The 21567-nt window shown below is 38.3% G+C and carries 23 protein-coding genes and 1 tRNA gene; 18 read left to right on the forward strand and 6 right to left on the reverse strand.

What is annotated here, in order from left to right; genetic code table 11:
* Positions 1-18: 18 nt before the first annotated feature.
* Positions 19-738, reverse strand: a complete 720-nt coding sequence (locus NE257_RS02430; RefSeq protein ID WP_007208706.1) for a gamma-glutamyl-gamma-aminobutyrate hydrolase family protein — start codon at positions 736-738, stop codon at positions 19-21.
* Between the two features lie 103 nt (positions 739-841).
* On the reverse strand, positions 842-1216 hold the full coding sequence (gloA, locus tag NE257_RS02435; RefSeq protein ID WP_007208705.1) for a lactoylglutathione lyase: 375 nt from the start codon (positions 1214-1216) through the stop codon (positions 842-844).
* A gap of 133 nt (positions 1217-1349) precedes the next feature.
* Between gloA and NE257_RS02440 the strand changes: the two genes are divergently transcribed.
* Positions 1350-1793: an NUDIX hydrolase gene (locus tag NE257_RS02440; protein WP_007208704.1), complete on the forward strand. Its 444-nt coding sequence runs from the start codon at positions 1350-1352 to the stop codon at positions 1791-1793.
* 160 nt (positions 1794-1953) lie between these two features.
* On the opposite strand, the gene yidA is transcribed toward NE257_RS02440, so the two are convergent.
* Genes yidA through NE257_RS02455 form a run of 3 tightly spaced genes read right to left on the reverse strand, consistent with a single transcriptional unit; the run spans position 1954 to position 4941 of the window.
* Positions 1954-2763: a sugar-phosphatase gene (yidA, locus tag NE257_RS02445; RefSeq protein WP_251885735.1), complete on the reverse strand. Its 810-nt coding sequence runs from the start codon at positions 2761-2763 to the stop codon at positions 1954-1956.
* A 14-nt stretch (positions 2764-2777) separates the two neighbouring features.
* Positions 2778-4136: an HD domain-containing protein gene (locus tag NE257_RS02450; RefSeq protein WP_007208701.1), complete on the reverse strand. Its 1359-nt coding sequence runs from the start codon at positions 4134-4136 to the stop codon at positions 2778-2780.
* Entirely contained in the window at positions 4120-4941 is an 822-nt protein-coding gene (locus NE257_RS02455) for a lipoate--protein ligase family protein (RefSeq protein ID WP_251885736.1), read from the reverse strand. The genes NE257_RS02450 and NE257_RS02455 overlap by 17 nt, the downstream gene beginning before the upstream one ends.
* A 146-nt stretch (positions 4942-5087) precedes the next feature.
* Here NE257_RS02455 and NE257_RS02460 point away from each other — a divergent pair, with 146 nt between their 5' ends.
* Complete coding sequence (locus NE257_RS02460; RefSeq protein WP_251854311.1) at positions 5088-5525, forward strand: YwiB family protein; 438 nt, start codon at positions 5088-5090, stop codon at positions 5523-5525.
* A gap of 84 nt (positions 5526-5609) precedes the next feature.
* On the forward strand, positions 5610-6212 hold the full coding sequence (gene rpoE / locus NE257_RS02465) for a DNA-directed RNA polymerase subunit delta (protein WP_251851323.1): 603 nt from the start codon (positions 5610-5612) through the stop codon (positions 6210-6212).
* Between the two features lie 115 nt (positions 6213-6327).
* Here rpoE and NE257_RS02470 read toward each other — a convergent pair.
* Positions 6328-6399, reverse strand: a tRNA-Arg gene (locus NE257_RS02470).
* A gap of 50 nt (positions 6400-6449) precedes the next feature.
* On the opposite strand from NE257_RS02470, the gene rpoN reads away from it, so the two are divergent.
* The 15 genes from rpoN (at position 6450) to atpA (ending at position 21566) form a co-directional block, all read left to right on the forward strand.
* The gene (gene rpoN, locus NE257_RS02475; RefSeq protein WP_251854312.1) at positions 6450-7769 is read left to right on the forward strand and encodes an RNA polymerase factor sigma-54; all 1320 of its coding nucleotides are present in this window, start codon (positions 6450-6452) and stop codon (positions 7767-7769) included.
* A gap of 231 nt (positions 7770-8000) precedes the next feature.
* Positions 8001-9044, forward strand: coding sequence for a sugar-binding transcriptional regulator (locus tag NE257_RS02480; RefSeq protein WP_040366839.1), 1044 nt, complete (start codon positions 8001-8003; stop codon positions 9042-9044).
* Positions 9045-9083: 39 nt separating this feature from the next.
* The gene (gene gap / locus NE257_RS02485) at positions 9084-10085 is read left to right on the forward strand and encodes a type I glyceraldehyde-3-phosphate dehydrogenase (RefSeq protein WP_007208695.1); all 1002 of its coding nucleotides are present in this window, start codon (positions 9084-9086) and stop codon (positions 10083-10085) included.
* 111 nt (positions 10086-10196) lie between these two features.
* The gene (locus NE257_RS02490; protein WP_007208694.1) at positions 10197-11387 is read left to right on the forward strand and encodes a phosphoglycerate kinase; all 1191 of its coding nucleotides are present in this window, start codon (positions 10197-10199) and stop codon (positions 11385-11387) included.
* 48 nt (positions 11388-11435) lie between these two features.
* Positions 11436-12191 (forward strand): triose-phosphate isomerase, encoded by a 756-nt coding sequence (gene tpiA / locus NE257_RS02495; RefSeq protein WP_251851326.1) that lies wholly within the window; start codon positions 11436-11438, stop codon positions 12189-12191.
* Between the two features lie 117 nt (positions 12192-12308).
* Positions 12309-13610: a surface-displayed alpha-enolase gene (eno, locus tag NE257_RS02500; RefSeq protein WP_007208692.1), complete on the forward strand. Its 1302-nt coding sequence runs from the start codon at positions 12309-12311 to the stop codon at positions 13608-13610.
* 142 nt (positions 13611-13752) lie between these two features.
* Positions 13753-13989, forward strand: coding sequence for a preprotein translocase subunit SecG (secG, locus tag NE257_RS02505; RefSeq protein ID WP_007208691.1), 237 nt, complete (start codon positions 13753-13755; stop codon positions 13987-13989).
* Positions 13990-14055: 66 nt separating this feature from the next.
* On the forward strand, positions 14056-14832 hold the full coding sequence (locus NE257_RS02510) for an alpha/beta hydrolase (protein WP_251885737.1): 777 nt from the start codon (positions 14056-14058) through the stop codon (positions 14830-14832).
* Positions 14822-17167, forward strand: a complete 2346-nt coding sequence (gene rnr / locus NE257_RS02515) for a ribonuclease R (protein ID WP_251885738.1) — start codon at positions 14822-14824, stop codon at positions 17165-17167. Before NE257_RS02510 ends, rnr begins: the two co-directional genes overlap by 11 nt.
* Positions 17168-17179: 12 nt before the next feature.
* Positions 17180-17638, forward strand: coding sequence for an SsrA-binding protein SmpB (gene smpB / locus NE257_RS02520; RefSeq protein ID WP_007208688.1), 459 nt, complete (start codon positions 17180-17182; stop codon positions 17636-17638).
* A 266-nt stretch (positions 17639-17904) separates the two neighbouring features.
* A complete protein-coding gene (atpB, locus tag NE257_RS02525; protein ID WP_007208687.1) occupies positions 17905-18624 on the forward strand; it encodes a F0F1 ATP synthase subunit A in 720 nt (239 codons plus the stop codon).
* A gap of 32 nt (positions 18625-18656) precedes the next feature.
* Complete coding sequence (gene atpE, locus NE257_RS02530) at positions 18657-18869, forward strand: ATP synthase F0 subunit C (protein ID WP_007208686.1); 213 nt, start codon at positions 18657-18659, stop codon at positions 18867-18869.
* A 60-nt stretch (positions 18870-18929) separates the two neighbouring features.
* Entirely contained in the window at positions 18930-19451 is a 522-nt protein-coding gene (gene atpF, locus NE257_RS02535) for a F0F1 ATP synthase subunit B (RefSeq protein ID WP_007208685.1), read from the forward strand.
* Positions 19441-19983, forward strand: coding sequence for an ATP synthase F1 subunit delta (atpH, locus tag NE257_RS02540; RefSeq protein WP_007208684.1), 543 nt, complete (start codon positions 19441-19443; stop codon positions 19981-19983). Before atpF ends, atpH begins: the two co-directional genes overlap by 11 nt.
* Positions 19984-20006: 23 nt before the next feature.
* Positions 20007-21566, forward strand: a complete 1560-nt coding sequence (atpA, locus tag NE257_RS02545) for a F0F1 ATP synthase subunit alpha (protein ID WP_007208683.1) — start codon at positions 20007-20009, stop codon at positions 21564-21566.
* Position 21567: the final 1 nt, after the last annotated feature.

Raw genomic sequence — 21567 nt, forward strand, 5'->3', positions numbered from 1 at the left:
AACCGAATGAACCAATTTTTATAAGTTTTCAACAATGTACTTAAAAAATTCTTGATCTAGTGGGTGGGTATGGCAGGATTGCTCCGGATGCCATTGTACACCAATAATTGTATTGCCATAATAAGTACTTTCGATGGCTTCAATAGCGCCGTCAGTTGTATGAGCGGTCACTGTAAAGTGATTGGCAACTTGATCAACAAATTGATGATGATACGAATTTACTTTGTACGTCTCAGGTAAAAATTGACGAAGCAAACTTGTCTCTTTGATCGTCACGTCATGCGTCGGATGCTCCAAAGAAATCGGTGATTGGACATGTTTCAATGTGTAATCCGTCAATGATGTATCTTGATACAACGTACCACCAAAAGCCACGTTAAGGACTTGCATGCCTCTACATACACCGACAATTGATTTTCCTTGCTTCACAGCTTCTTTGATTAATGCTAACTCAAATTCATCGCGCGCCTCAAAGACTTCTCCTAGTAGGGGATGTCGCGCTTGATGAAAGTATTTTGGATCGATATCTTGACCACCAGCTAATACTAATACATCAATTTGCTCGATATAGGCGACTGCATCCTCAACAATTCCTACAGGTAGGATTACTGGCAAGCTATTTGCGCGTAAAAAACCTTGAATAAAATCTCTAGGCGTATAGGAAAAATAATACGTATGTTGATCTTTTTCGTCATATGTTGACCGTTCGTTTCCGATAATACCAATTCTTTTTTTCATAGTGGTCGTTCCTTTCAAAACAATACTGCAGTCGAGTTAGAAAGAAACACCCTCTAGTAACTAACTAAGTTTTCCTTATTTTTCGACGTAGCAATGATAATTTTTAGCGTACACGAATGACTTCAATTTTGTATCCATCTGGGTCTTTAATGAAGTAATAAGAAGGAGGGGTACCGGGTAGTCCTTTCAGATCCGTTACATCAAACCCTTCTGCTACATGCTTTTCATGCAAAGCGGCAACGTCTTCAGTCGCGATGGCAATATGACCATAGCCATCTCCTAAATCATAACCCGGATGGTCGTAATTGTACGTCAACTCTAATTCATAGTCATCATCCGGTAGTGTCAAATAGACTAGCGTAAATTTTGCATCTGGAAAATCTCTACGGCGACTTTCTTCAAAATTAAATGCCTTTTGATAGAAAGCAAGTGAAGCATCCAAGTCTTTTACTCGAACACAAGTATGGGCCATTTTCATAATGTTCATCCTCCATTTCTTTGATAGGTATATCATAACATAGTGTGAGAAAATGAAAAATGATTTCGCCTAGATTCTGCTTGTATTTAAAATCGAAAACGAGTAGAATTTTCGTAAAAGGAGACGGTCTAATATGAAGAGTGAGCCAGTTTTTGGAAAGAAAGAACACGGTAGACAATACAAAAAACGAGTGGGGGTTTATGTCGTTATTAGCCGTAATCAAAAACAAGAAGTCATTTTGGTTCAGGCGCCAAACGGAGCATACTTTTTACCTGGAGGCGAAATTGAAGCAAACGAGACGCATCTTGAAACCATTCGTAGAGAGATGCTAGAAGAGGTTGGCTTTGAGGTATTTGTGGGCGAGTTTTTAGGTACTGCAGTCGAGTACTTTTACTCGAGTCACCGCGATATTTATTATGAACACCCAGGATTTTTCTATGTTGTGGATCATTGGTCCAAAATCGCGGAACCTACAGAAAAAACGAATCATTTGCTTTGGACTACGCCAGAAGATGCCATGCTCTTATTAAAGAGAGGGAGCCATCGTTGGGCATTGCAAAAATGGATGAATGAATAAAGAAAAAAAGCTGAGTCACCATCAAGCAAAAAGACCAGCCAATCCAACAGTTGTTTTGAAAAACTTTGGGTTGGCTAGTTTTTTGTGTAGCTGGTACTTCTACCATGCGGGTTTAATCAGTTTAGCAGCACAAAATAATTGTGTACGAATTGTTACTTCTTTATAGCGCGTAAGTATGGATGGCATAGGCAACGCCATCTTCATCATTTGATTTGGTCACGTGTTGGGCATGCTTTTGAATAGCTGCTGTCGCATTGCCCATAGCGACACCTAGTCCTGCATATTGCAACATCGATACATCATTTTCATTATCACCAATGGCCATCACTTCATCTGCTGTAAGGCCTAAATGCTCACTCAAACGACTTAATGCTAAGCCTTTACTAACTTCTTTGTTGAGTACTTCAAGGAAGAAAGGGGCGCTTTTGACAATTGTAAACCGTTCATAGAAGTCTCGCGATAGGTGATTGATTGTTCGATTTAATTTTTCCGGTTCATCAATAAGCATCATTTTGACAATGCTCAAGTCAGAGGTCATTTCTTCGGGTGTCCGATACTTTAAGGGCATAGTTGACAAATACGCTTCATGCACAGTATAAGGACTAACGTCGCGATTGGCTGTGTAGATAGCTTCTTCCGTTTCAGTCAATAATGGGCAATTTAATCTTCTTGCCTCGACTTCAATCGCTAGGTAATCTTCATGCGATAAGCCAAATAGCGAGATTTTTTCTTTTGTCTTGCAGTTTAACACGAGCGACCCATTAAAATTGATGACATAGTCGTCTTCATTTGTTAAGTCTAATTCTTGAATTAATTTTTCGACACCTAAGTAGGGACGACCAGTACAAAGGACAATCTTAATTCCTTTTGTTTGTGCCAATTTTAAGCTTTCTTTGACAGCTTCCGTTACTTGATGATGGCTGTTTAAGAGAGTACCATCAATGTTGATTGCGATTAGTTTTATTGTCATTTGTCTTTTCCTTTCTATTGCAAGTGACCGTTATGAATATGAGAAAGAAATGACTCATAGGTTTCGCTGAATAAATTGTAGTTTGTTTGTTGCTGGTTATGAATCATTTCTCTAGGGAAATAAAAACGGTTGTCACCTTGCGTCTGGCCAGCTAGTGCAGCCACAAGCGGACTGACTTTTGATAATTCTACTAAGCTACCATCTTTTTGTTGTAGCTCAATTTGAGTACGGTGCTTGTTTGATTTTGGTCGGTAAAAATCATAAGGCAAATCAAAACTAGAATTAATAGCTGTATAATACTCGTCATTGTAGCCGACTTTTTTGACATCTTTTCTTAAAAGTTGAATCAGCTGCTCATCAATCTCAGGCTGGAAACTTGCTGATTTCAGTGGTTTTCGATTCAGGAATCGATTCGCCAAATCACTTAAAATTGCATCAGAAGAATCGGTCCAGTGATTGAAATAGGTATTCAAGACGCCATCATCTAAGCGGACGTAATCTTCTAATTTGAATTCGTCATTTAAAAAGGGAACGATTAATTCGGAATGACGTTCGAACCACTCTTGGTTTTCTGGATACAATTCTTTGGCACGATTTAATAAATGTTGTAAGACGACTTCCATTCCGCGCGAGCTAGGATGGAAATATACTTGCACGTACATTTGGTAGCGACTCACTATGTAATCTTCCACTGCGTGCATCCCGTTCATTGCGAAGCAGATGCCATCATTATAGGGTCTGACTACGCGCAAAATTCGTGTAATATCAAATGTTCCATATTCCGTACCTGTAAAGTAGGCATCACGCAATAAATAATCCATACGATCGGCGTCAATTTGACTAGAGATCATTTGAACTACTTGTGGATTTGGATATTGTTTGGTGATAACGCTAGCTACCTTTTCTGGAAAACCTTCTTCTACCCGGTTCAAAATTTGGTACACTTCCGTAGTAGGAGAGGTAATGATATCTACCGTAATGGCTTCATGGTTGGTTTGAAAAATGTGTTCAAAGGTATGAGAGTAAGCCCCATGCCCAATGTCATGTAAGAGCGCAGCACACAAGACTACCAATCGTTCAGAATCATCCCAACCGGCTGCTCCCATTTTTTTGATTGAAAAATTTCGCTCGAAAATGTCGCAAATTCTACGCGCAATTTCATAAACACCCAAAGAGTGCGAGAAGCGAGTGTGCTCTGCTCCATGAAAGGTAAATGAAGATGTACCAAGCTGATGGATTCTACGTAAGCGTTGGACTTCTCGAGAATTAATCAGATCCAAAATCACTTGATGTTGCACATGAATATAATTATGAACCGGATCACGAAACACCTTCTCAATGGGAAGCATCTGTTGCTTATAGGCTGTTGTCATGTAATAGCTCCTTTATTTGATCGTTGCGATCAATCATACTATTTTCTTTGGTGCGATATAAGTCTGCCGACGCTCTCTGATCTAGCCAATCGGATAGCGATGAAATGACTGTAGGGTCATCAAACAAGGCGACAAAACGGCCTTTCACTTGATCAACAGTCATCTCAGTATTGAGTAATTGGCTTAAAGTTGTCATACTATCCGGATTGACAGATGGATAACCATCTTGGCCGAACTGCTCTTGAAGTCCACTTTGGTAGAAAGCTCGGACAAGCTCACCACGACGCTGTTGCTCGCCATTGACACTTAAATACATCATCACTGCAATGCCATTTTTGACACGCCGCTGAGCAATGCCAGCTATTTTTTTGCCATTGACAGATAAATCAAACGTTCCTGGACAATAAGAATCACTAATTTCAAATGCTTCAATCACTAACTCAGGTAACGCTTCTTTCGTGAGCTGATACATCACCTGGTATGCCTCATCTGTCAGCCGAAGTTGCTCACTTTTTGGAAATATATATGAAATATTAAGTACGCCTTCATCAGCAATGACGGCTAGCCCACCAGCATTGCGAACAATTGGCTGGTAACCTGAATGGATTACAGATTGTAAGCCTTTTTGCAAATAAGGGACACGCATGTCTTTCATTCCTAGAATCAGCGTACGATCAAGTTGCCAAAAATGTAGAAACGCATTTTTTGTTTCACCAGCCTCTTGCGTAAAGACATCAGTGATGGCAAAGGGTGAAAAAGAAGTCATGGACTGAGAAGCACTTTGATCAAAAAGATACACAGTCATATAATTATCTCTCCTCATAAGTATTCTGTACTTATTATATACGATAATTTGGGTGAAAAGGAAGGAGCCGATTGAAATTGTAGATAAATTGACAAAACAGCAAAAAAAATGAACAATGGAGCTAGTAAGTTAAAGGAGGAACATTTGTGGATTTAACACAAGCATTACCAATTGCTATCCATTTAGAGACTGTCACAGTACAAGAAGGAACACGTCAGGACTTTGTCTTTGATGTGGCTGGCCAGATTGTAAAAATTGGCGATACATTATATATTCGTTACAAAGAGGAAGCAACGGATTCGACCGAAGAAATTCCGGTCACAATTAAAATACTTCCGGATGGCAGCATACAATTAATTCGCGCGGGTGAAATGCGTTTGCGTTTGAAATTTACTTATAAGGAAAGAAATGAGAGCCAATATAAAGCACCATTTGGTATGCTATTTTTTAGTACCCATACCCATGATTTGCACGTTAGCCTGACAGATAAGCCCATCGCGGGAGCAGTTTCGCTTTCGTACGATTTATATATGGCTGAGAAAAAAATAGGAGAATACTCACTTTCCTTAACATTTACAGCGTAATTTTTGAAATAATGAAAGAAAAAATTGCTTTTTTGCCTCGGTTTTTGTATGATTAGACGTAGACTTTGAAAGGACGTGTCCCGATTGGAAATTAATGTATTTGAAGGCAAAGATAAGAGCGAATTATCCATGATAGAAGTGGCGCATGCGATTTTAGAACAACGTGGTGATGTGATGGACTTTTCAGATTTAGTCAATCAGATTCAAACCTACCTTGGAAAATCGGATGGTGAAATTCGTGATTCTTTGGCTCAGTTTTATACAGATTTGAATATTGATGGAAGTTTCATTTCTTTAGGCGACAACCGTTGGGGACTAAGATCTTGGTATGCAATTGATTCAATTGATGAAGAATTAAACCATGGCTTAGATGAAGATGATGAAGATGCGCCACGTCGTAGAAAGCGTAAAAAAGTCAACGCCTTTATTAATGGTGATGATGATGCAATTGATTACAATGATGATGATCCAGAAGATGCAGATTTGTCAGATGACGACGATGATTTATTTGAAGATGATGATGATGACGATGAAGAAATTTCGGCATACAACTCTGATTTACAAGAAATTGGAGCAGATGCATCAGAAGACGATGAGGAACAAGTTCCTGAAAATATCGAAGAAGACTTAACAATTATCGAAGACGATGAAGACGACGAAGAACTTTACGAAGACGATGAAGAATAGTCTAAACAAAAAACACCTAGCTCAATTTGAGCTGGGTGTTTTTTTATCGAAAATCATTAGCCAATCCAGATTGAGTTCTAGAACAATCTGTTGTAAGCTATTACAGATGACACTACGCACCCTAAGGGAATCGAACCCCTGTCTCAAGAACCGGAATCTTGTGTGATATCCACTACACTAAGGGTGCAAGCACTTAATTAGTATAACGAATATTTTGAAAAAAACAAGGGGGTAAACATGAAATTTGAACAGCAACTTTCCCAGAAGCAACGCCAGGTGCAACAACTAGCGCTGACACAGCAGTTACAGCAGTCACTTAAAGTTTTGCAATTTAGTGGTGAAGAACTTTTTGAATTTATTAATCAGCAAACTCTTGAAAACCCATTAATTGAATTAAATAGCCAATACTACAATGGATTAGCCCGAAAAAATACATTGGGAAACACCTCAACACCGGTAGAGACAAATTTTGGTCAAATAGCCGATACGCACCATTCTTTTTTTGAATATTTGTTAGCACAAGTTCATTTGAATTACCGCGACACACCATTGAGAAAAATAGTCATAACATTAATCAGCTATTTGGACAATGATGGATTTTTACGAACATCTTTGCATGACATTAGTGATGAACTTCAAAAAAGCTATATTGAATTGTTGGATGCGTTGACTTTAATTCAACAACTGGATCCAGCCGGAGTAGGTGCGAGAAATTTACAAGAATGTCTCATGCTTCAAACAGAGCGAGATAACTATGCACCGTCCATTGCTTATATAATTCTTGAAAGCTATTTTGATCAATTAGTTGAAAGAAAATGGCTTGAGATTAGTAAGCAGTTGGAGGTAACGCTAGAAGATGTCCAAAAGGTTTTTGACTATATTCAGACTTTATCACCAGCGCCAGGAGGATTCTTTCAAAAGGACGAGGGATTATACATTATTCCCGATTTAAAAGTCGATATCGTGGGAAATGAGATTGTGTTAAAATCTACGCGCTCCATTCAGCCACCATTAAAGTTAAATGAAGAGTATTTTGATCAATTCAAGGAGACGACGGATCTGGATGTCAAAAAATTTTTAAAAGAAAAAAAACAAAACTACGAATGGCTGAAAAAAACAATTGATCAAAGAGGCAATACAATTTTGCGTGTTGGAGAATGTATTGTACGTCATCAAAAGGCTTTTTTCTTAGAAGAAACACATCCGTTGAGGCCACTAACCCTAAAAGAAATTGCTGATGAGTTAGCGATTCACGAATCAACTGTGAGTCGGTCAGTAAATCATAAATATCTTGAAACAAGTTTTGGTATTTTTGAATTAAAGCATTTTTTTGTCGCAAAACTTGCAAGTGAAAGTGGTGAAGCGATATCTACACAACAAGCAAAAGAGCATCTTGTTCAGTTTATTCGTAATGAGGATAAAAGGAAGCCACTATCTGATCAAAAGGTAGTAGAGCTAATGAAGAGTGTAGGAATCAATCTTTCTAGGAGGACGGTTGCGAAGTATCGTGAAGAATTAGGTATTTTAGGCTCCTCTAAAAGAAAACGTTTTGATTAAAATTTTTAAACACTTCATAACCGCTATGTAGAGCGATTATGAAGTGTTTCCTTATGAATAAAGTGTTAAGATTTCTTATTCATTAAAATGTTGAACAGCTAATGGTTGCATCATAATTCAAATCGTGCTATCATTCATTTGTAAGAGTTATTAGATGCTCTTCAAAAATTTTTATCCTCAACGGGTCGTATTAAGTCTATGTTGGACGTTTTTTGTCCGCCGGAGGTTTTTATGCAAAAGCAAGATGATTTTAAAGTGTTAGAGGAAATCGTTCCGGATATCTTGACCGTTTTACAAGAACGATATCGTATTCTCCAGCATATTTACTGGATGCAACCGGTAGGACGTAGAAGCTTATCAGAAAGTCTTGGCTTGACTGAACGAGTTTTGAGAACTGAAACAGATGGGTTGAAAAACTTAAATCTGATTTCTTCATCAAAAAGTGGGATGTTACTCACCAAAAAAGGGGAGCAGTTATATTCCCAGTTGGGTTCACTAGTAGATCGTCTTTTTGGGATGAGACAGCTAGAAAAGCAATTGGCAAGCTATTTTGGTATTGACAAATGTTTAATTGCTGATGGAGATTCTGACCAACAAAGAAAAGTGATCAGTTCATTTGGAAGATTGCTTAATGAAGCACTTGATGCAAAGCTTCCAGAAAAAAGCAATATCATTGCTGTAATGGGTGGTACAACCATGGCGATGGCTGCGGAAGAATTGAGAAGTTTGGAAACTGATCGCCGACACAATTTATTTGTACCAGCTCGCGGAGGAATTGGGGAATCTGTAAATGTACAAGCCAATTCAGTCAGCGCCGTAATGGCGATGAAATCGCATGGTGATTATCGTTCGTTGTTCGTTCCAGAACAATTGAGCTCCACAACATATGATTCACTACTACAAGAGCCTTCGATTAAAGAAGTATTAAATTTGATTGGACAGGCAAATTGTGTGATTCACGGGATTGGACGAGCACTGCACATGGCAGCAAGAAGGAAAATGCCAGAGACCGATATTTTAATGCTAAAACAAAAGCATGCGGTTGCTGAGTCATTTGGGTATTTTTTCAATGAACAAGGAGAGATTATTTATAAAATCCCTCGAATTGGGTTACAATTGAAAGATATTCAACATATTCCCTATGTATTTGCAGTTGCAGGTGGACGAGGAAAGGCCAAAGCAATTCGAGCTTACATGCAAAATGCACCAAAACAAACGTGGCTCATCACTGATGAAGCTGCTGCTAATGAGATTTTAAAAGGGGTAACCCTTTAAAATAAAATTTTTATGATTTTCATAAGGAGGAAATCTTAAATGACAGTTAAAGTAGGTATTAATGGATTTGGACGTATTGGACGTTTAGCATTTCGTCGTATCCAAGATGTAGAAGGAATCGAAGTAGTTGCTATCAATGACTTAACAGATGCTAAAATGTTAGCTCACTTGTTAAAATATGATACAACACAAGGCCGTTTCAATGGTACAGTTGAAGTTCACGAAGGATCTTTCAATGTTAACGGAAAAGAAGTTAAAGTATTAGCTAACCGTAACCCTGAAGAATTACCTTGGGGTGAATTAGGTGTTGATATCGTTTTAGAATGTACTGGATTCTTCACTTCTAAAGAAAAAGCAGAATTACACTTAAAAGCTGGTGCGAAACGTGTAGTTATCTCTGCTCCTGGTGGTAACGATGTACCAACAATCGTTTACAACGTAAACCATGAAACATTAACTGGAGACGAAACAGTAATCTCTGGTGCTTCATGTACTACTAACTGTTTAGCTCCAATGGCTAAAACTTTAAATGACGATTTTGGTGTTGTTGAAGGATTAATGACAACTATCCATGCTTACACAGGTGACCAAATGACTTTAGACGGACCACACCCTAAAGGCGACTTCCGTCGTGCGCGTGCTGCTGCTGCAAACATCGTTCCTAACTCAACAGGTGCGGCTAAAGCAATCGGTTTAGTAATCCCTGAATTGAACGGCAAATTAGATGGAGCTGCACAACGTGTTCCTGTTCCAACTGGTTCATTAACTGAATTAGTTACTGTATTAGAAAAACAAGTAACTGTTGACGAAGTAAATGCTGCAATGGAAAAAGCATCTAACGAATCATTTGGTTACACAACTGACGAAATCGTTTCATCTGATATTGTTGGAATCAACTTTGGTTCTTTATTCGATGCAACACAAACTCGTGTTATGACAGTTGGCGACAAACAATTGGTTAAAACAGTTGCTTGGTATGACAATGAAATGTCTTACACTTCACAATTAGTTCGTACTTTAGAATACTTCGCTAAATTATAAGATTTGTAGTCATAAAATCTAATTTTGCATTGTATGAGCGGGGGAGCAGCGCGCTTCTCCGCTTTTTTTTTTAGAAAATAACTGTTGTATAATAGCTAGGAGGTATATTCAATGGCAAAGATGACTATTGAAGATCTTGACTTAAAAGACAAAAAAGTATTGGTACGTGTGGATTTCAATGTTCCATTGAAAGACGGAGTAATTACTGACGATACAAGAATTAAAGCAGCACTACCTACAATTAAGTATGTATTAGATCATGATGGTAAAGCAATCTTGTTCTCTCACCTGGGTCGTGTAAAAACAGAAGAAGATAAAGCTGGAAAATCATTGGCACCAGTTGCTAAACGTTTAAGTGAATTATTAGGCAAAGAAGTAACATTTGTGCCAGAAACACGTGGTGAAAAATTAGAAGCTGCAATCGCTGGGATGAAAGACGGAGATGTTGTTTTATTTGAAAACACTCGTTTTGAAGACATCGACGGCAAAAAAGAAAGCAAAAATGATCCAGAATTAGGCAAATACTGGGCTTCTTTAGGTGATGTATTTGTAAATGATGCATTTGGTACAGCTCACCGTGCACACGCCTCTAATGTTGGTATTGCTTCTACTGGTATTCCGACTGTTGCTGGATTCTTAATGGAAAAAGAAATCAACTTTGTTGGTGGATTAGTTGAAAATCCAAAACGTCCGATGGTGGCTATCTTAGGTGGAGCAAAAGTATCAGATAAAATTGGTGTAATCGAAAACTTAATCGATAAAGCTGATAAAATTCTTATTGGTGGTGGAATGACTTACACATTCTACAAGGCATTAGGCCATTCAGTAGGTAAATCTATTTGTGAATTAGATAAAGTAGACTTAGCTAAAAGCTTATTAGAAAAAGCAGATGGCAAAATTATCTTACCAATCGATACTGTTTGTGCAGATGACTTTAGCAACGATGCTCACACAGAAATTCATGAAAAAAATGTTCCTGATGACTTAGAAGGTCTAGATATCGGTCCAAAAACCGTTGAACTATTTACAAAAGAATTGCAAGGCGCAAAATCAGTTGTATGGAATGGTCCAATGGGCGTATTCGAACTGTCTAACTTTGCTAAAGGGACTATTGGTGTATGTAAAGCAATTGCTGAATTACCAGATGCAATCACAATTATTGGTGGTGGCGATTCTGCTGCTGCAGCTGAACAATTAGGCTTTGCTGACAAATTTACCCACATCTCTACTGGTGGTGGTGCGAGTCTTGAATTATTAGAAGGCAAGACTTTACCAGGATTAGCTGCTATTAACGATAAATAATCTAAATTAGTAAATATAGTGAATGTTTTTTATAGAGGAGTGTCAAACATGCGTAAACCAATTATCGCAGGAAACTGGAAAATGAACAAAACTGCTTCTGAAGCAAAAGCTTTTGCTCAAGCAGTAGCAACAAAAATCCCTAGCAACGACAAGGTAGATTCAGTTGTTGGTTCACCAGCATTATTTTTAGAAACTTTGGTATCTGAGTCTAAAGGAACTGACTTAAAAGTTGCTGCTCAAAACTGCTACTGGGAAAATGCTGGTGCATTCACTGGTGAAACTTCACCAGCAGCCTTAGCAGACCTTGGTGTTCAATATGTAATTATTGGCCATTCTGAACGTCGTGAATACTTCCACGAAACAGATGAAGAAATCAACAAAAAAGCCAAAGCAATTTTTGCAAACGGTATGTTACCAATCCTATGTTGTGGTGAATCTCTTGAAACATATGAAGCTGAAAAAACAGCTGAATGGATCGAAGGACAAATTACAGCTGGCTTAGCTGATTTATCTGCTGAACAAGTAAGTAGCATGGTGATTGCGTATGAACCAATCTGGGCTATTGGAACTGGTAAATCTGCGGATGCAACGATTGCAGATACAATCTGTGGCGTGGTACGTTCGACTGTAGAAAAATTATACGGTAATGACGTAGCATCTAAAGTCCGTATCCAATACGGTGGTTCAGTAAAACCAGAAAATATCGCTGAATACATGGCAAAAGAAAATGTTGATGGTGCATTAGTTGGTGGCGCAAGCTTGGAAGCTGATTCATTCTTAGCATTATTAGATGCTGTAAAATAAATTTGGTAGCAAACTGTAATTTCAATTGCAGGATACACAAAAATTCATTACAATAAAGATGTTAGAAAAAGGAATATTCCTTTTTAATATAACAACACTTAAAGGAGAGACAAAATCATGTCAATTATTACTGATGTTTACGCTCGCGAAGTCTTAGACTCACGTGGTAACCCAACAATCGAAGTAGAAGTTTATACAGAATCAGGTGCGTTTGGACGCGGAATGGTTCCTTCTGGAGCTTCAACTGGTGAATACGAAGCTGTCGAATTACGTGACGGTGACAAAGCTCGTTATGGTGGAAAAGGTGTTACTAAAGCAGTTGACAACGTAAATAACGTGATTGCAGAAGCGATTATCGGTTACGATGTTCGTGATCAAATGGCAATTGATAAAGCAATGATCGCTTTAGATGGTACTCCTAATAAAGGAAAATTAGGTGCGAACGCTATTCTAGGTGTTTCAATCGCTGTTGCTCGTGCTGCTGCAGACTATCTAGAAGTACCTTTATACCATTACTTAGGTGGATTTAATACAAAAGTATTACCTACACCAATGATGAACATTGTAAATGGTGGTTCTCACTCAGATGCACCAATCGCTTTCCAAGAATTCATGATCTTACCTGTAGGCGCACCTACATTTAAAGAAGCATTACGTTGGGGTGCTGAAATCTTCCACGCTTTGAAAGGTATCCTACATGACCGCGGATTAGAAACATCTGTTGGTGACGAAGGTGGATTTGCTCCTCGTTTTGAAGGAACTGAAGACGGAGTTGAAACAATCTTAGCTGCTATTAAAAAAGTTGGCTTAGAACCAGGTAAAGATGTATATCTTGGTTTTGACTGTGCTTCATCTGAATTCTACGAAAACGGCGTATATGACTATACTAAATTTGAAGGTGAAACAGGCGTTAAACGTACTGCTGCTGAACAAGTAGACTACCTTGAAGAATTAGTTAACAAATACCCAATCATCACAATTGAAGATGGTATGGATGAAAACGACTGGGATGGTTGGAAACTATTAACTGACCGTCTAGGCGACAAAGTTCAATTAGTTGGTGATGATTTATTCGTTACAAACACTGAAAAACTTGAAAAAGGTATCGAACAAGGAATTGGTAACTCAATCCTAATCAAAGTGAACCAAATCGGTACATTAACTGAAACATTTAATGCAATCGAAATGGCTAAAGAAGCTGGCTACACTGCAGTTGTTTCTCACCGTTCTGGTGAAACAGAAGATTCAACAATCTCTGATATCGCTGTAGCAACAAACGCTGGCCAAATTAAAACTGGTTCTCTTTCACGTACTGACCGTATTGCAAAATACAACCAATTATTACGTATCGAAGACCAATTAGGTGAAGTTGCTGAATACAAAGGTTTGAAATCTTTCTACAACTTAAAAAACAAATAATCATTCATTTGATGATGGGGGCCTCTCTACACTTGTAGAGAGGTTTTTCGTTTTGAGCTAAATAAATTTTTGTGGTAAGTTTTGCTTAAATATGCTAGAGTAGTAATGAGATATTTTCGGCAACTAGGGAGGTTTTTTAAGCATGTACGATTTCATTTTAGGTGTAGTCATTGTGTTGTCATTTGTTATTATAGCAACGATTATGATGCAACCAAGCAAACAAAATAGTGCAGCAAGCGCCTTTACGGGTGGAGCAGATCAATTATTTGGAAAGCAAAAAGCACGAGGATTTGAAGCAGTAATGCAACGCTCAACAGCAATTTTAGGAGCGATTTGGATCATCTTACTATTTGTGCTAGCTTTCTTATCATCAAAATAATCTTGAAGCCTCTCAGAAATGAGAGGTTTTTTGCTAGATATGTATAAAAAATAGCCGAGGTGAACTATGAAGAAAAAATTTATGAATCCTAAACCAATTTATGTTAAAAAAACTAGTCGAGCCATTATTTTACTACATGCGTACTCTGGTAGCCCTAATGATGTGCGGATGTTGGCACGCTTTCTAGAGCAGGCAAATTATACAGTCTATACGCCAATGTTCACAGGTCACGGCACAAGGAATCCAGAAGATATCTTAAATGAAGAGCCAGATCAATGGTGGCAAGATACACAAGCGGCGATTGCCTTTTTAAAACAGGAAGGATTTCAAGAGATTGCTATATTTGGTTTATCAATGGGTGGTTTATTCGCCACGAGAGCCTTAGAAGAAAAAATTAGTGGCTTAATTGGCGGTGGGGCTTTTTGTTCTCCATTATTACCTGAAAAGACCAATGTACCTGAAAATTTTTACCGTTATGCCCAATTCATGTTAGATACTTTTTCTGATGATACACCAGAAGAGCAGCAACGTCGTTTAGAGGCCATTCCCTCACTGGTAGACACACAACTTGAAAACATCCATACCCATGGGAGAAGGACGTATGAGCAACTCTCACAAATGGATGCACCTTATTTTATTGCTCAGGCAGCATTGGATGAGATGATTTCACCGGATAGTGTGTTTACAGTGATTCAAAAAATAAAAAGCCAAAAATTTACATTACAATGGTATCCTAATAGTGGACATGTAGTAACAGTTGGGAAAGAACACAAAGAATTTGAAAGAGACGTACTCTCGTTTATCGAGAGTTTACCTTGGAAAGAGGAAATGCATGACCAATAAAATCAAAGAGCACGTCAATCAGTATTTGCTGAATCAAAAGAAACGAACCTTTTCAGTCGAAGAATTGGCAACGGGGTTAGGTTTACAAAAAAGTGCAGACTTTAAGTTGCTCGTACAAACTTTAGCAAGTATGGAGCGCGACAAAGCGATCGAGTTTACAAATAAAGGGAAAGTGAAACTTCCAAGTCCACAAATCTTGGTTGAGGGAACCTTTCGTGCAAATGAGCGAGGCTTTGGCTTTGTGAGCATTCCTGATGAAGAAGAGGATATTTATATTCCTCAAGGAGCGACGGGTTATGCGATGGATGGTGATACTGTCGCGATAGACATCACGAAGCCCGCGTTACCTGGTAGTGATAAAGGTGCAGAAGGAAAAGTCCAAGAAATCATTCAACGGGCATTCTCTGAGGTCGTGGGAGAGTTTCACTTGTATGAGGAAGAGGAAATTCAAGAGACTGATCTATACGGCTATGTTACGCCAAAAGATAAAAAATTAAATGGCATTAAAATTTTTATTTCTGCTGTCGGTATTCGACCGGTGGAGGGCGCCATTGTGAAAGTGACGATTAGTCATTATCCTGAGCCTGGATATGCTACAAGTGCAGAGGGTGTCGTACTTTCTGTTCTCGGTCACAAAAACGACCCTGGCATGGATATTATGTCCATTGTTGTTTCTCATGGATTAGCAACAACCTTTCCTGAAGAAGTTCAAAAAGAAGCAGATCAAACGAGTGATTCCATCGATGAAAAAGAACTATCAGGTCGCAAAGATCGACGAGATGAAGTGATTGTCACGATTGATGGGGAAGATGCGAAGGACTTAGATGACGCGGTGACAGTACGTAAATTAGCGAATGGTAACTATTTTTTGGGAGTGCATATCGCTGATGTCTCCTATTACGTTCGTGAAAATTCTGCGCTGGATCAGGAAGCTTTTGAAAGAGGTACGAGTGTCTACTTGACCGACCGTGTAATACCGATGCTACCGCAACGCTTGTCTAATGGCATTTGTTCATTAAATCCACGGGTTCCTAGATTAGCAATGAGTTGTGAAATGGAGATTGACTCGACTGGGAAAGTCCAAAATTACGCTATTTTTCAAAGTGTGATTCAAACGACAGAACGGATGACGTATACTGCCGTTAATGATATTTTGGAGAATCAAGAACAAGAAACGATAGCACACTACAAAAACCTAGTACCAATGTTTCATGAGATGGCTGAATTACACCATATCTTGACTGACATGCGCAGGAGAAGAGGTGCGGTATCTTTTGAGGATTCTGAAGCGAAAGTCCTTGTTGATGAACAAGGACATCCAGTAGATATTGTCTTTCGTTCTCGTGGGATTGGTGAACGCATGATTGAGTCATTTATGTTAGCGGCTAATGAAACAGTTGCAGAGCATTTTGAGACGAAGCAGCTACCGTTTATTTATCGGATTCATGAAGATCCAAAAGAAGAAAAAGTGCAACGTTTCTTTACGTTCGCAGCTGCCCTAGGTCTCATCGTCAAGCAGACAAAAGGAAGTATCTCTCCAAAAGATTTACAAAATGTTCTTGAAAGTGTCGCTGGAAAACCCGAAGCACCTGTTATTAGCACCATGTTATTACGTAGTATGCAACAAGCAAAGTATTCTGAGAGTAATGAAGGACATTATGGCTTAGCAGCGGACTACTATACGCACTTTACTTCACCGATTAGACGGTATCCAGATTTAATCGTCCATCGCTTGATTCGTTCGTATGACAATGATCGGTCCAAGGAAAATCAGCAAAAATGGGCTGAAAAACTTCCTGATATTGCTAACCATAGCTCACAAATGGAACGCAAGGCTGTGGAGGTAGAACGTGAAGTAGATGCTTTGAAGAAAGCAGAATTTATGGCAGATCATATTGGCGAAGAGTTCGAAGGAATGATTAGTTCTATAGTGAAGTTTGGGTTTTTCGTTGAACTTGAAAACACTGTGGAAGGTTTAATCCATATTAATGAGTTAAAAGACGATTATTATCATTTTATTGATACACATTTGGCGTTAGTGGGCGAACGGACTGGTAGAACCTTTAAAATTGGTCAAAAAGTCCTAGTGAAAGTAACAAAGTCAGATCCTGATACTCGTGAGATTGATTTCGAGCTGATTCATTCTGAGCAAGTAGAGGCACTACCAAATCTCACTCAACAAAATCGAAGTAAAAGACGTCAACCGAAAAGCCAAGAGTTTCAATCAAAGAAAAAAACAGCAAAAAATAAAAAACAACCAAAAGCAAAGCCAAAGAAAAAGCCATTTTATAAAGAAGTAGCAAAAAAGAAAAAAACAAAGAAAAAAACTCGTTAAGAGGAGGATCTTATGCCAAAAGGTGAAGGAAAACTCATTGCTCAAAATAAAAAAGCCCGTCACGATTATAGCATCCTTGAGACAATCGAGGCGGGAGTGGTATTGCAAGGTACGGAAATCAAATCTGTGCGGGACAGTCGCATTAATCTAAAAGATGGGTTCGTTCGTATTCGTAATGGCGAAGCTTATCTGTACAATGTCCATATAAGTCCGTATGACCAAGGAAACATTTTTAATCACGATCCCTTAAGAACAAGAAAGCTTCTTTTGCATAAAAAGCAAATCCAAAAGCTTGCTAACGAAGCAAAAAATCCGGGGACAACAATTGTGCCATTAAAAGTCTATATAAAAGATGGCTTTGCAAAAGTTTTGATTGGGTTAGCCAAAGGGAAAAGAGAGTATGATAAACGCGAAACATTGAAAAGAAAAGACCAAGAACGACAAATTAGTCGTGTTTTGAAAAACTTTTAAACGTATCATGGATTTTTGTGAAATTTTGTTAATCTTACTTTAAATTCACGTCATTGTCTGATAGGATTGGTTTGAAGGCGGCTTATTTATTGAGGTTAGTACCAACACTTGAAATTCATTGAACAGTTTTGAGAATATGTCTAAATTTTTTTGAAAATATTTTGAAATTTTCTACTAGTGGTGGTATGATACCGTTGTCGCTAAGAATGATTAAAATATCACAAGATCATCGTTGGTTGATCTTTGTCGAAAAGAGGTGAGACCATTTGGAAGAACAATCTTTATTGTTTCGTATTGGGCCGCTATGGTTTGATGGGACTATTTTGATTATGACGGCTATTACATGTTTATTGGTTTTTCTTATTGTGTTCCTATGCACAAGGAACTTGAAATTAAAACCGACTGGTAAACAAAATTTTATCGAATGGATTATTGAATTTGTTCGAAAAATTGTTGGTGATAATTTACCAGGTAAGGATGTCAGTACGTATCATTTAATTGCCGTGACTTTGTTTTTATTTATTTTTATTGCCAATGAAATTGGATTAGTAACCAAAATAGTTGTTGAAAAAGATTTGACTCTTTGGAAGTCACCAACTGCTAATCCAGCCGTAACTTTGACACTTGCATTAATGGCGATTGCTATGACCCATTTCTTTGGTGTGAAAAAGTTAGGATTTAAGCGATATTTAGTAAATGCTTATCTAAAACCAGTAGGATTTTTATTACCTATTAAGATTATTGAAGAGTTTACGAATATCATTACATTGGGACTACGGTTATATGGGAATATTTTTGCTGGTGAAGTGTTACTAGGGTTAATTGCAAAAATGCTAATTTCTATAGGGTGGTGGTCACTACCTATCGTAATACCGCTTGAAATGATTTGGATTGCCTTTTCATTATTTATCGGAGCAATTCAAGCATATGTCTTTGTCACCTTATTCATGGTATTTTTAAGCCACAAAATTGTGGAAGAACATTAAAAAAAGTGAAAACTTATTAGGAGGAAAACAACATGAATTTTATCGCAGCAGGATTAGCAATTATCGGAGCAGCAATTGGAGCAGGATATGGTAATGGTCAAGTTATTTCAAAAACAATTGAATCAATGGCTCGCCAACCTGAAATGACAGGCCAATTGCGTTCTACGATGTTTATTGGGGTAGCACTTGTTGAAGCTGTGCCGATTCTAGGGGTCGTTATTGCGTTATTACTAGTTTTCAGATAATCAAATCAAAGAATAGTGGATTTGTAATTTTTGGTTACATCCTTGAAAGGAAGTTGCGCAATGCTAAATCACTTAGTTATAGCAGCTGCAGTAAAAAATACCACTTGGGGCAACATGATTGTCGTAAGTGGGGCTATGCTTATTTTACTTTTGCTTTTGAAACATTTTGCATGGGGTTCTATCAGCGAAATGTTAAAAAAGCGTGAAGAAAAAATTGCCAATGACATTGACTCTGCAGAGCAATCTCGAATAAAAGCAGCTGCGCTTGAAAAAGAAAGACAAGATCAGCTGATGAATTCACGTTCAGAAGCTGCTTCGATTATTCAAAATGCGAAAGATATTGGAGAAGTAACCCGCCAAGCAATAGTTACTGATGCAAAGGAGGAAGCTTCACGATTAAAAGCTAAGGCAAAATCTGATATTTCTATTGAAAAAGATGCTGCATTTCTTGAAGTGAAGAATGAGGTAGCCTCACTATCACTTCAAATCGCAGAGAAAATTCTAGGAAAAGAATTGTCGCCTGAAGCCCATGAATCATTAATCAATGAGTATATCGAAGGACTAGGAAGCCATGAAGCTTGATAAAGCCACTGTTGGCAAACGATATGCAAAAGCCCTCTTTGAATTGGCGGTCGAAGATGGCCAAACAGACGAAATTTATCAAGACTTGCTTAGCTTACGAAATATCTATAAAGAAATTCCAACATTAGGCGATTTACTAAGTGATGTTCGCTTGGATAAAAATGAAAAGAGACAACTGATGGACACATTGGTTGAGCCATTTTCTGGCTTAATGTTACGGTTTTTAGAAATTGTATTTGAATACAATCGCATGGATGATTTTTTACTGATCTTTGCTGAATTTGAACGCCGCTATGACGATCAAAAAGGGTTAGTCATTGGTACAGTTACGACTGCTGTGCCCTTAAATAGTCAGCAAAAAGAGGCGTTGGAAAGTAAGACAGCCTCATTGTTGCATTACCAGCAAGCGAAGTTAGAAGAAAAAATCGATCCTACGATTATCGGCGGTGTAATTGTCGAAGCCAATCATCAAGTGATTGATGGTAGTGTAAAAAGTCGATTAGATTATCTCCGTGCTAAGCTAGCGAGATAAACAAGAGATGAGAGGTGAACCGAATGGCTATCAAAGCAGAAGAAATCAGTGCCTTGATTAAAGAGCAAATAAAAAATTATAAAAATGAACTTTCCGTTGAAGAAATCGGAACGGTGACATATGTAGGTGATGGAATCGCCCGCGCACACGGTTTAGAAAATGCGATGAGTGGAGAGCTCCTTGAATTTTCAAATGGTTCATATGGTATGGCACAAAACTTAGAGTCAAATGATGTAGGGATTATTATCCTTGGTGAATTTGAATCCATTCGTGAAGGCGATAAGGTAAAACGAACAGGTAAAATTATGGAAGTTCCTGTTGGCGAAGCACTAATTGGACGTGTGGTAAATCCATTAGGTCAACCGATTGATGGATTAGGTGAAATCAAAACCGATAAAACGCGCCCAGTAGAAGCTGCCGCTCCTGGAGTAATGCAACGTAAATCAGTCCATGAACCAATGCAAACTGGTTTAAAAGCGATTGATGCGTTAGTTCCAATTGGCCGTGGCCAACGTGAACTTGTCATCGGTGACAGAAAGACTGGGAAAACATCAATCGCTATCGATGCAATTATTAATCAAAAAGGACAGGATATGATATGTATCTATGTCGCGATTGGTCAAAAAGACTCAACAGTAAGAACGCAAGTCGAAACACTAAGAAAATTTGGTGCATTGGATTACACAATTGTTGTGTCTGCTGGCGCTTCCCAACCAGCGCCAATGTTATACATCGCCCCCTATGCTGGTGCAGCAATGGGTGAAGAATTTATGTATAATGGCAAACATGTATTAATTGTTTATGATGATTTATCAAAACAAGCAGTTGCGTATCGTGAACTGTCATTACTACTTCGTCGTCCACCAGGTCGTGAAGCTTATCCTGGGGATGTTTTTTACTTGCATTCTCGTTTATTAGAACGTGCTGCGAAGTTAAGTGATGAATTAGGTGGCGGATCGATGACGGCCTTACCATTTGTCGAAACGCAAGCAGGAGATATTTCCGCTTACATTCCGACAAACGTTATTTCAATTACCGATGGCCAAATTTTCTTGGAAAGTGACTTATTCTACTCTGGAATTCGTCCAGCCGTTGATGCAGGATTGTCAGTGTCTCGGGTTGGTGGTTCAGCACAAATTAAAGCAATGAAAAAAGTTGCTGGAACATTACGTCTTGATTTAGCAAGTTTCCGTGAATTAGAAGCCTTTACCCAATTTGGGTCAGATTTAGATGCCGCTACTCAGGCTAAACTTAATCGTGGTCGAAGAACAGTTGAAATCTTGAAACAAAAACTACATTCACCATTAGCTGTAGAAAAACAAGTCGTAAGTCTTTATGCACTTACTCATGGATTTATTGATAGTATTCCTGTTGATAAAGTGTTAGATTTCGAAGCTCAATTATTTGACTATATTGAAGCGAATCAACCAGATTTATTTGAAACAATTCGTACAACAAAAGATTTACCATCGGAAGATGCGCTAAATAAGGCAATCAAAGATTGTAAAGACCTGTTTGCTGCTTCATTAAATCAACCGACTAGTTCAACTGAAGACAAATTGTCAACAATTGAAAATGCATAAG

Source organism: Enterococcus italicus (assembly GCF_023743875.1).
GTDB classification, from domain to species: domain Bacteria; phylum Bacillota; class Bacilli; order Lactobacillales; family Enterococcaceae; genus Enterococcus_G; species Enterococcus_G italicus.

Coding starts and splice junctions, on each gene's coding strand:
- atpA (WP_007208683.1), top strand. CDS start 20,007: ATGGCTATCAAAGCAGAAGAAATCAGTGCCTTGATTAAAGAGCAAATA.
- NE257_RS02440 (WP_007208704.1), top strand. CDS start 1,350: ATGAAGAGTGAGCCAGTTTTTGGAAAGAAAGAACACGGTAGACAATAC.
- NE257_RS02510 (WP_251885737.1), top strand. CDS start 14,056: ATGAAGAAAAAATTTATGAATCCTAAACCAATTTATGTTAAAAAAACT.
- atpE (WP_007208686.1), top strand. CDS start 18,657: ATGAATTTTATCGCAGCAGGATTAGCAATTATCGGAGCAGCAATTGGA.
- gloA (WP_007208705.1), bottom strand. CDS start 1,216: ATGAAAATGGCCCATACTTGTGTTCGAGTAAAAGACTTGGATGCTTCA.
- eno (WP_007208692.1), top strand. CDS start 12,309: ATGTCAATTATTACTGATGTTTACGCTCGCGAAGTCTTAGACTCACGT.
- NE257_RS02490 (WP_007208694.1), top strand. CDS start 10,197: ATGGCAAAGATGACTATTGAAGATCTTGACTTAAAAGACAAAAAAGTA.
- NE257_RS02480 (WP_040366839.1), top strand. CDS start 8,001: ATGCAAAAGCAAGATGATTTTAAAGTGTTAGAGGAAATCGTTCCGGAT.
- NE257_RS02430 (WP_007208706.1), bottom strand. CDS start 738: ATGAAAAAAAGAATTGGTATTATCGGAAACGAACGGTCAACATATGAC.
- secG (WP_007208691.1), top strand. CDS start 13,753: ATGTACGATTTCATTTTAGGTGTAGTCATTGTGTTGTCATTTGTTATT.
- NE257_RS02450 (WP_007208701.1), bottom strand. CDS start 4,136: ATGACAACAGCCTATAAGCAACAGATGCTTCCCATTGAGAAGGTGTTT.
- atpH (WP_007208684.1), top strand. CDS start 19,441: ATGAAGCTTGATAAAGCCACTGTTGGCAAACGATATGCAAAAGCCCTC.
- yidA (WP_251885735.1), bottom strand. CDS start 2,763: ATGACAATAAAACTAATCGCAATCAACATTGATGGTACTCTCTTAAAC.
- NE257_RS02455 (WP_251885736.1), bottom strand. CDS start 4,941: ATGACTGTGTATCTTTTTGATCAAAGTGCTTCTCAGTCCATGACTTCT.
- rnr (WP_251885738.1), top strand. CDS start 14,822: ATGACCAATAAAATCAAAGAGCACGTCAATCAGTATTTGCTGAATCAA.
- gap (WP_007208695.1), top strand. CDS start 9,084: ATGACAGTTAAAGTAGGTATTAATGGATTTGGACGTATTGGACGTTTA.
- smpB (WP_007208688.1), top strand. CDS start 17,180: ATGCCAAAAGGTGAAGGAAAACTCATTGCTCAAAATAAAAAAGCCCGT.
- rpoN (WP_251854312.1), top strand. CDS start 6,450: ATGAAATTTGAACAGCAACTTTCCCAGAAGCAACGCCAGGTGCAACAA.
- atpF (WP_007208685.1), top strand. CDS start 18,930: ATGCTAAATCACTTAGTTATAGCAGCTGCAGTAAAAAATACCACTTGG.
- tpiA (WP_251851326.1), top strand. CDS start 11,436: ATGCGTAAACCAATTATCGCAGGAAACTGGAAAATGAACAAAACTGCT.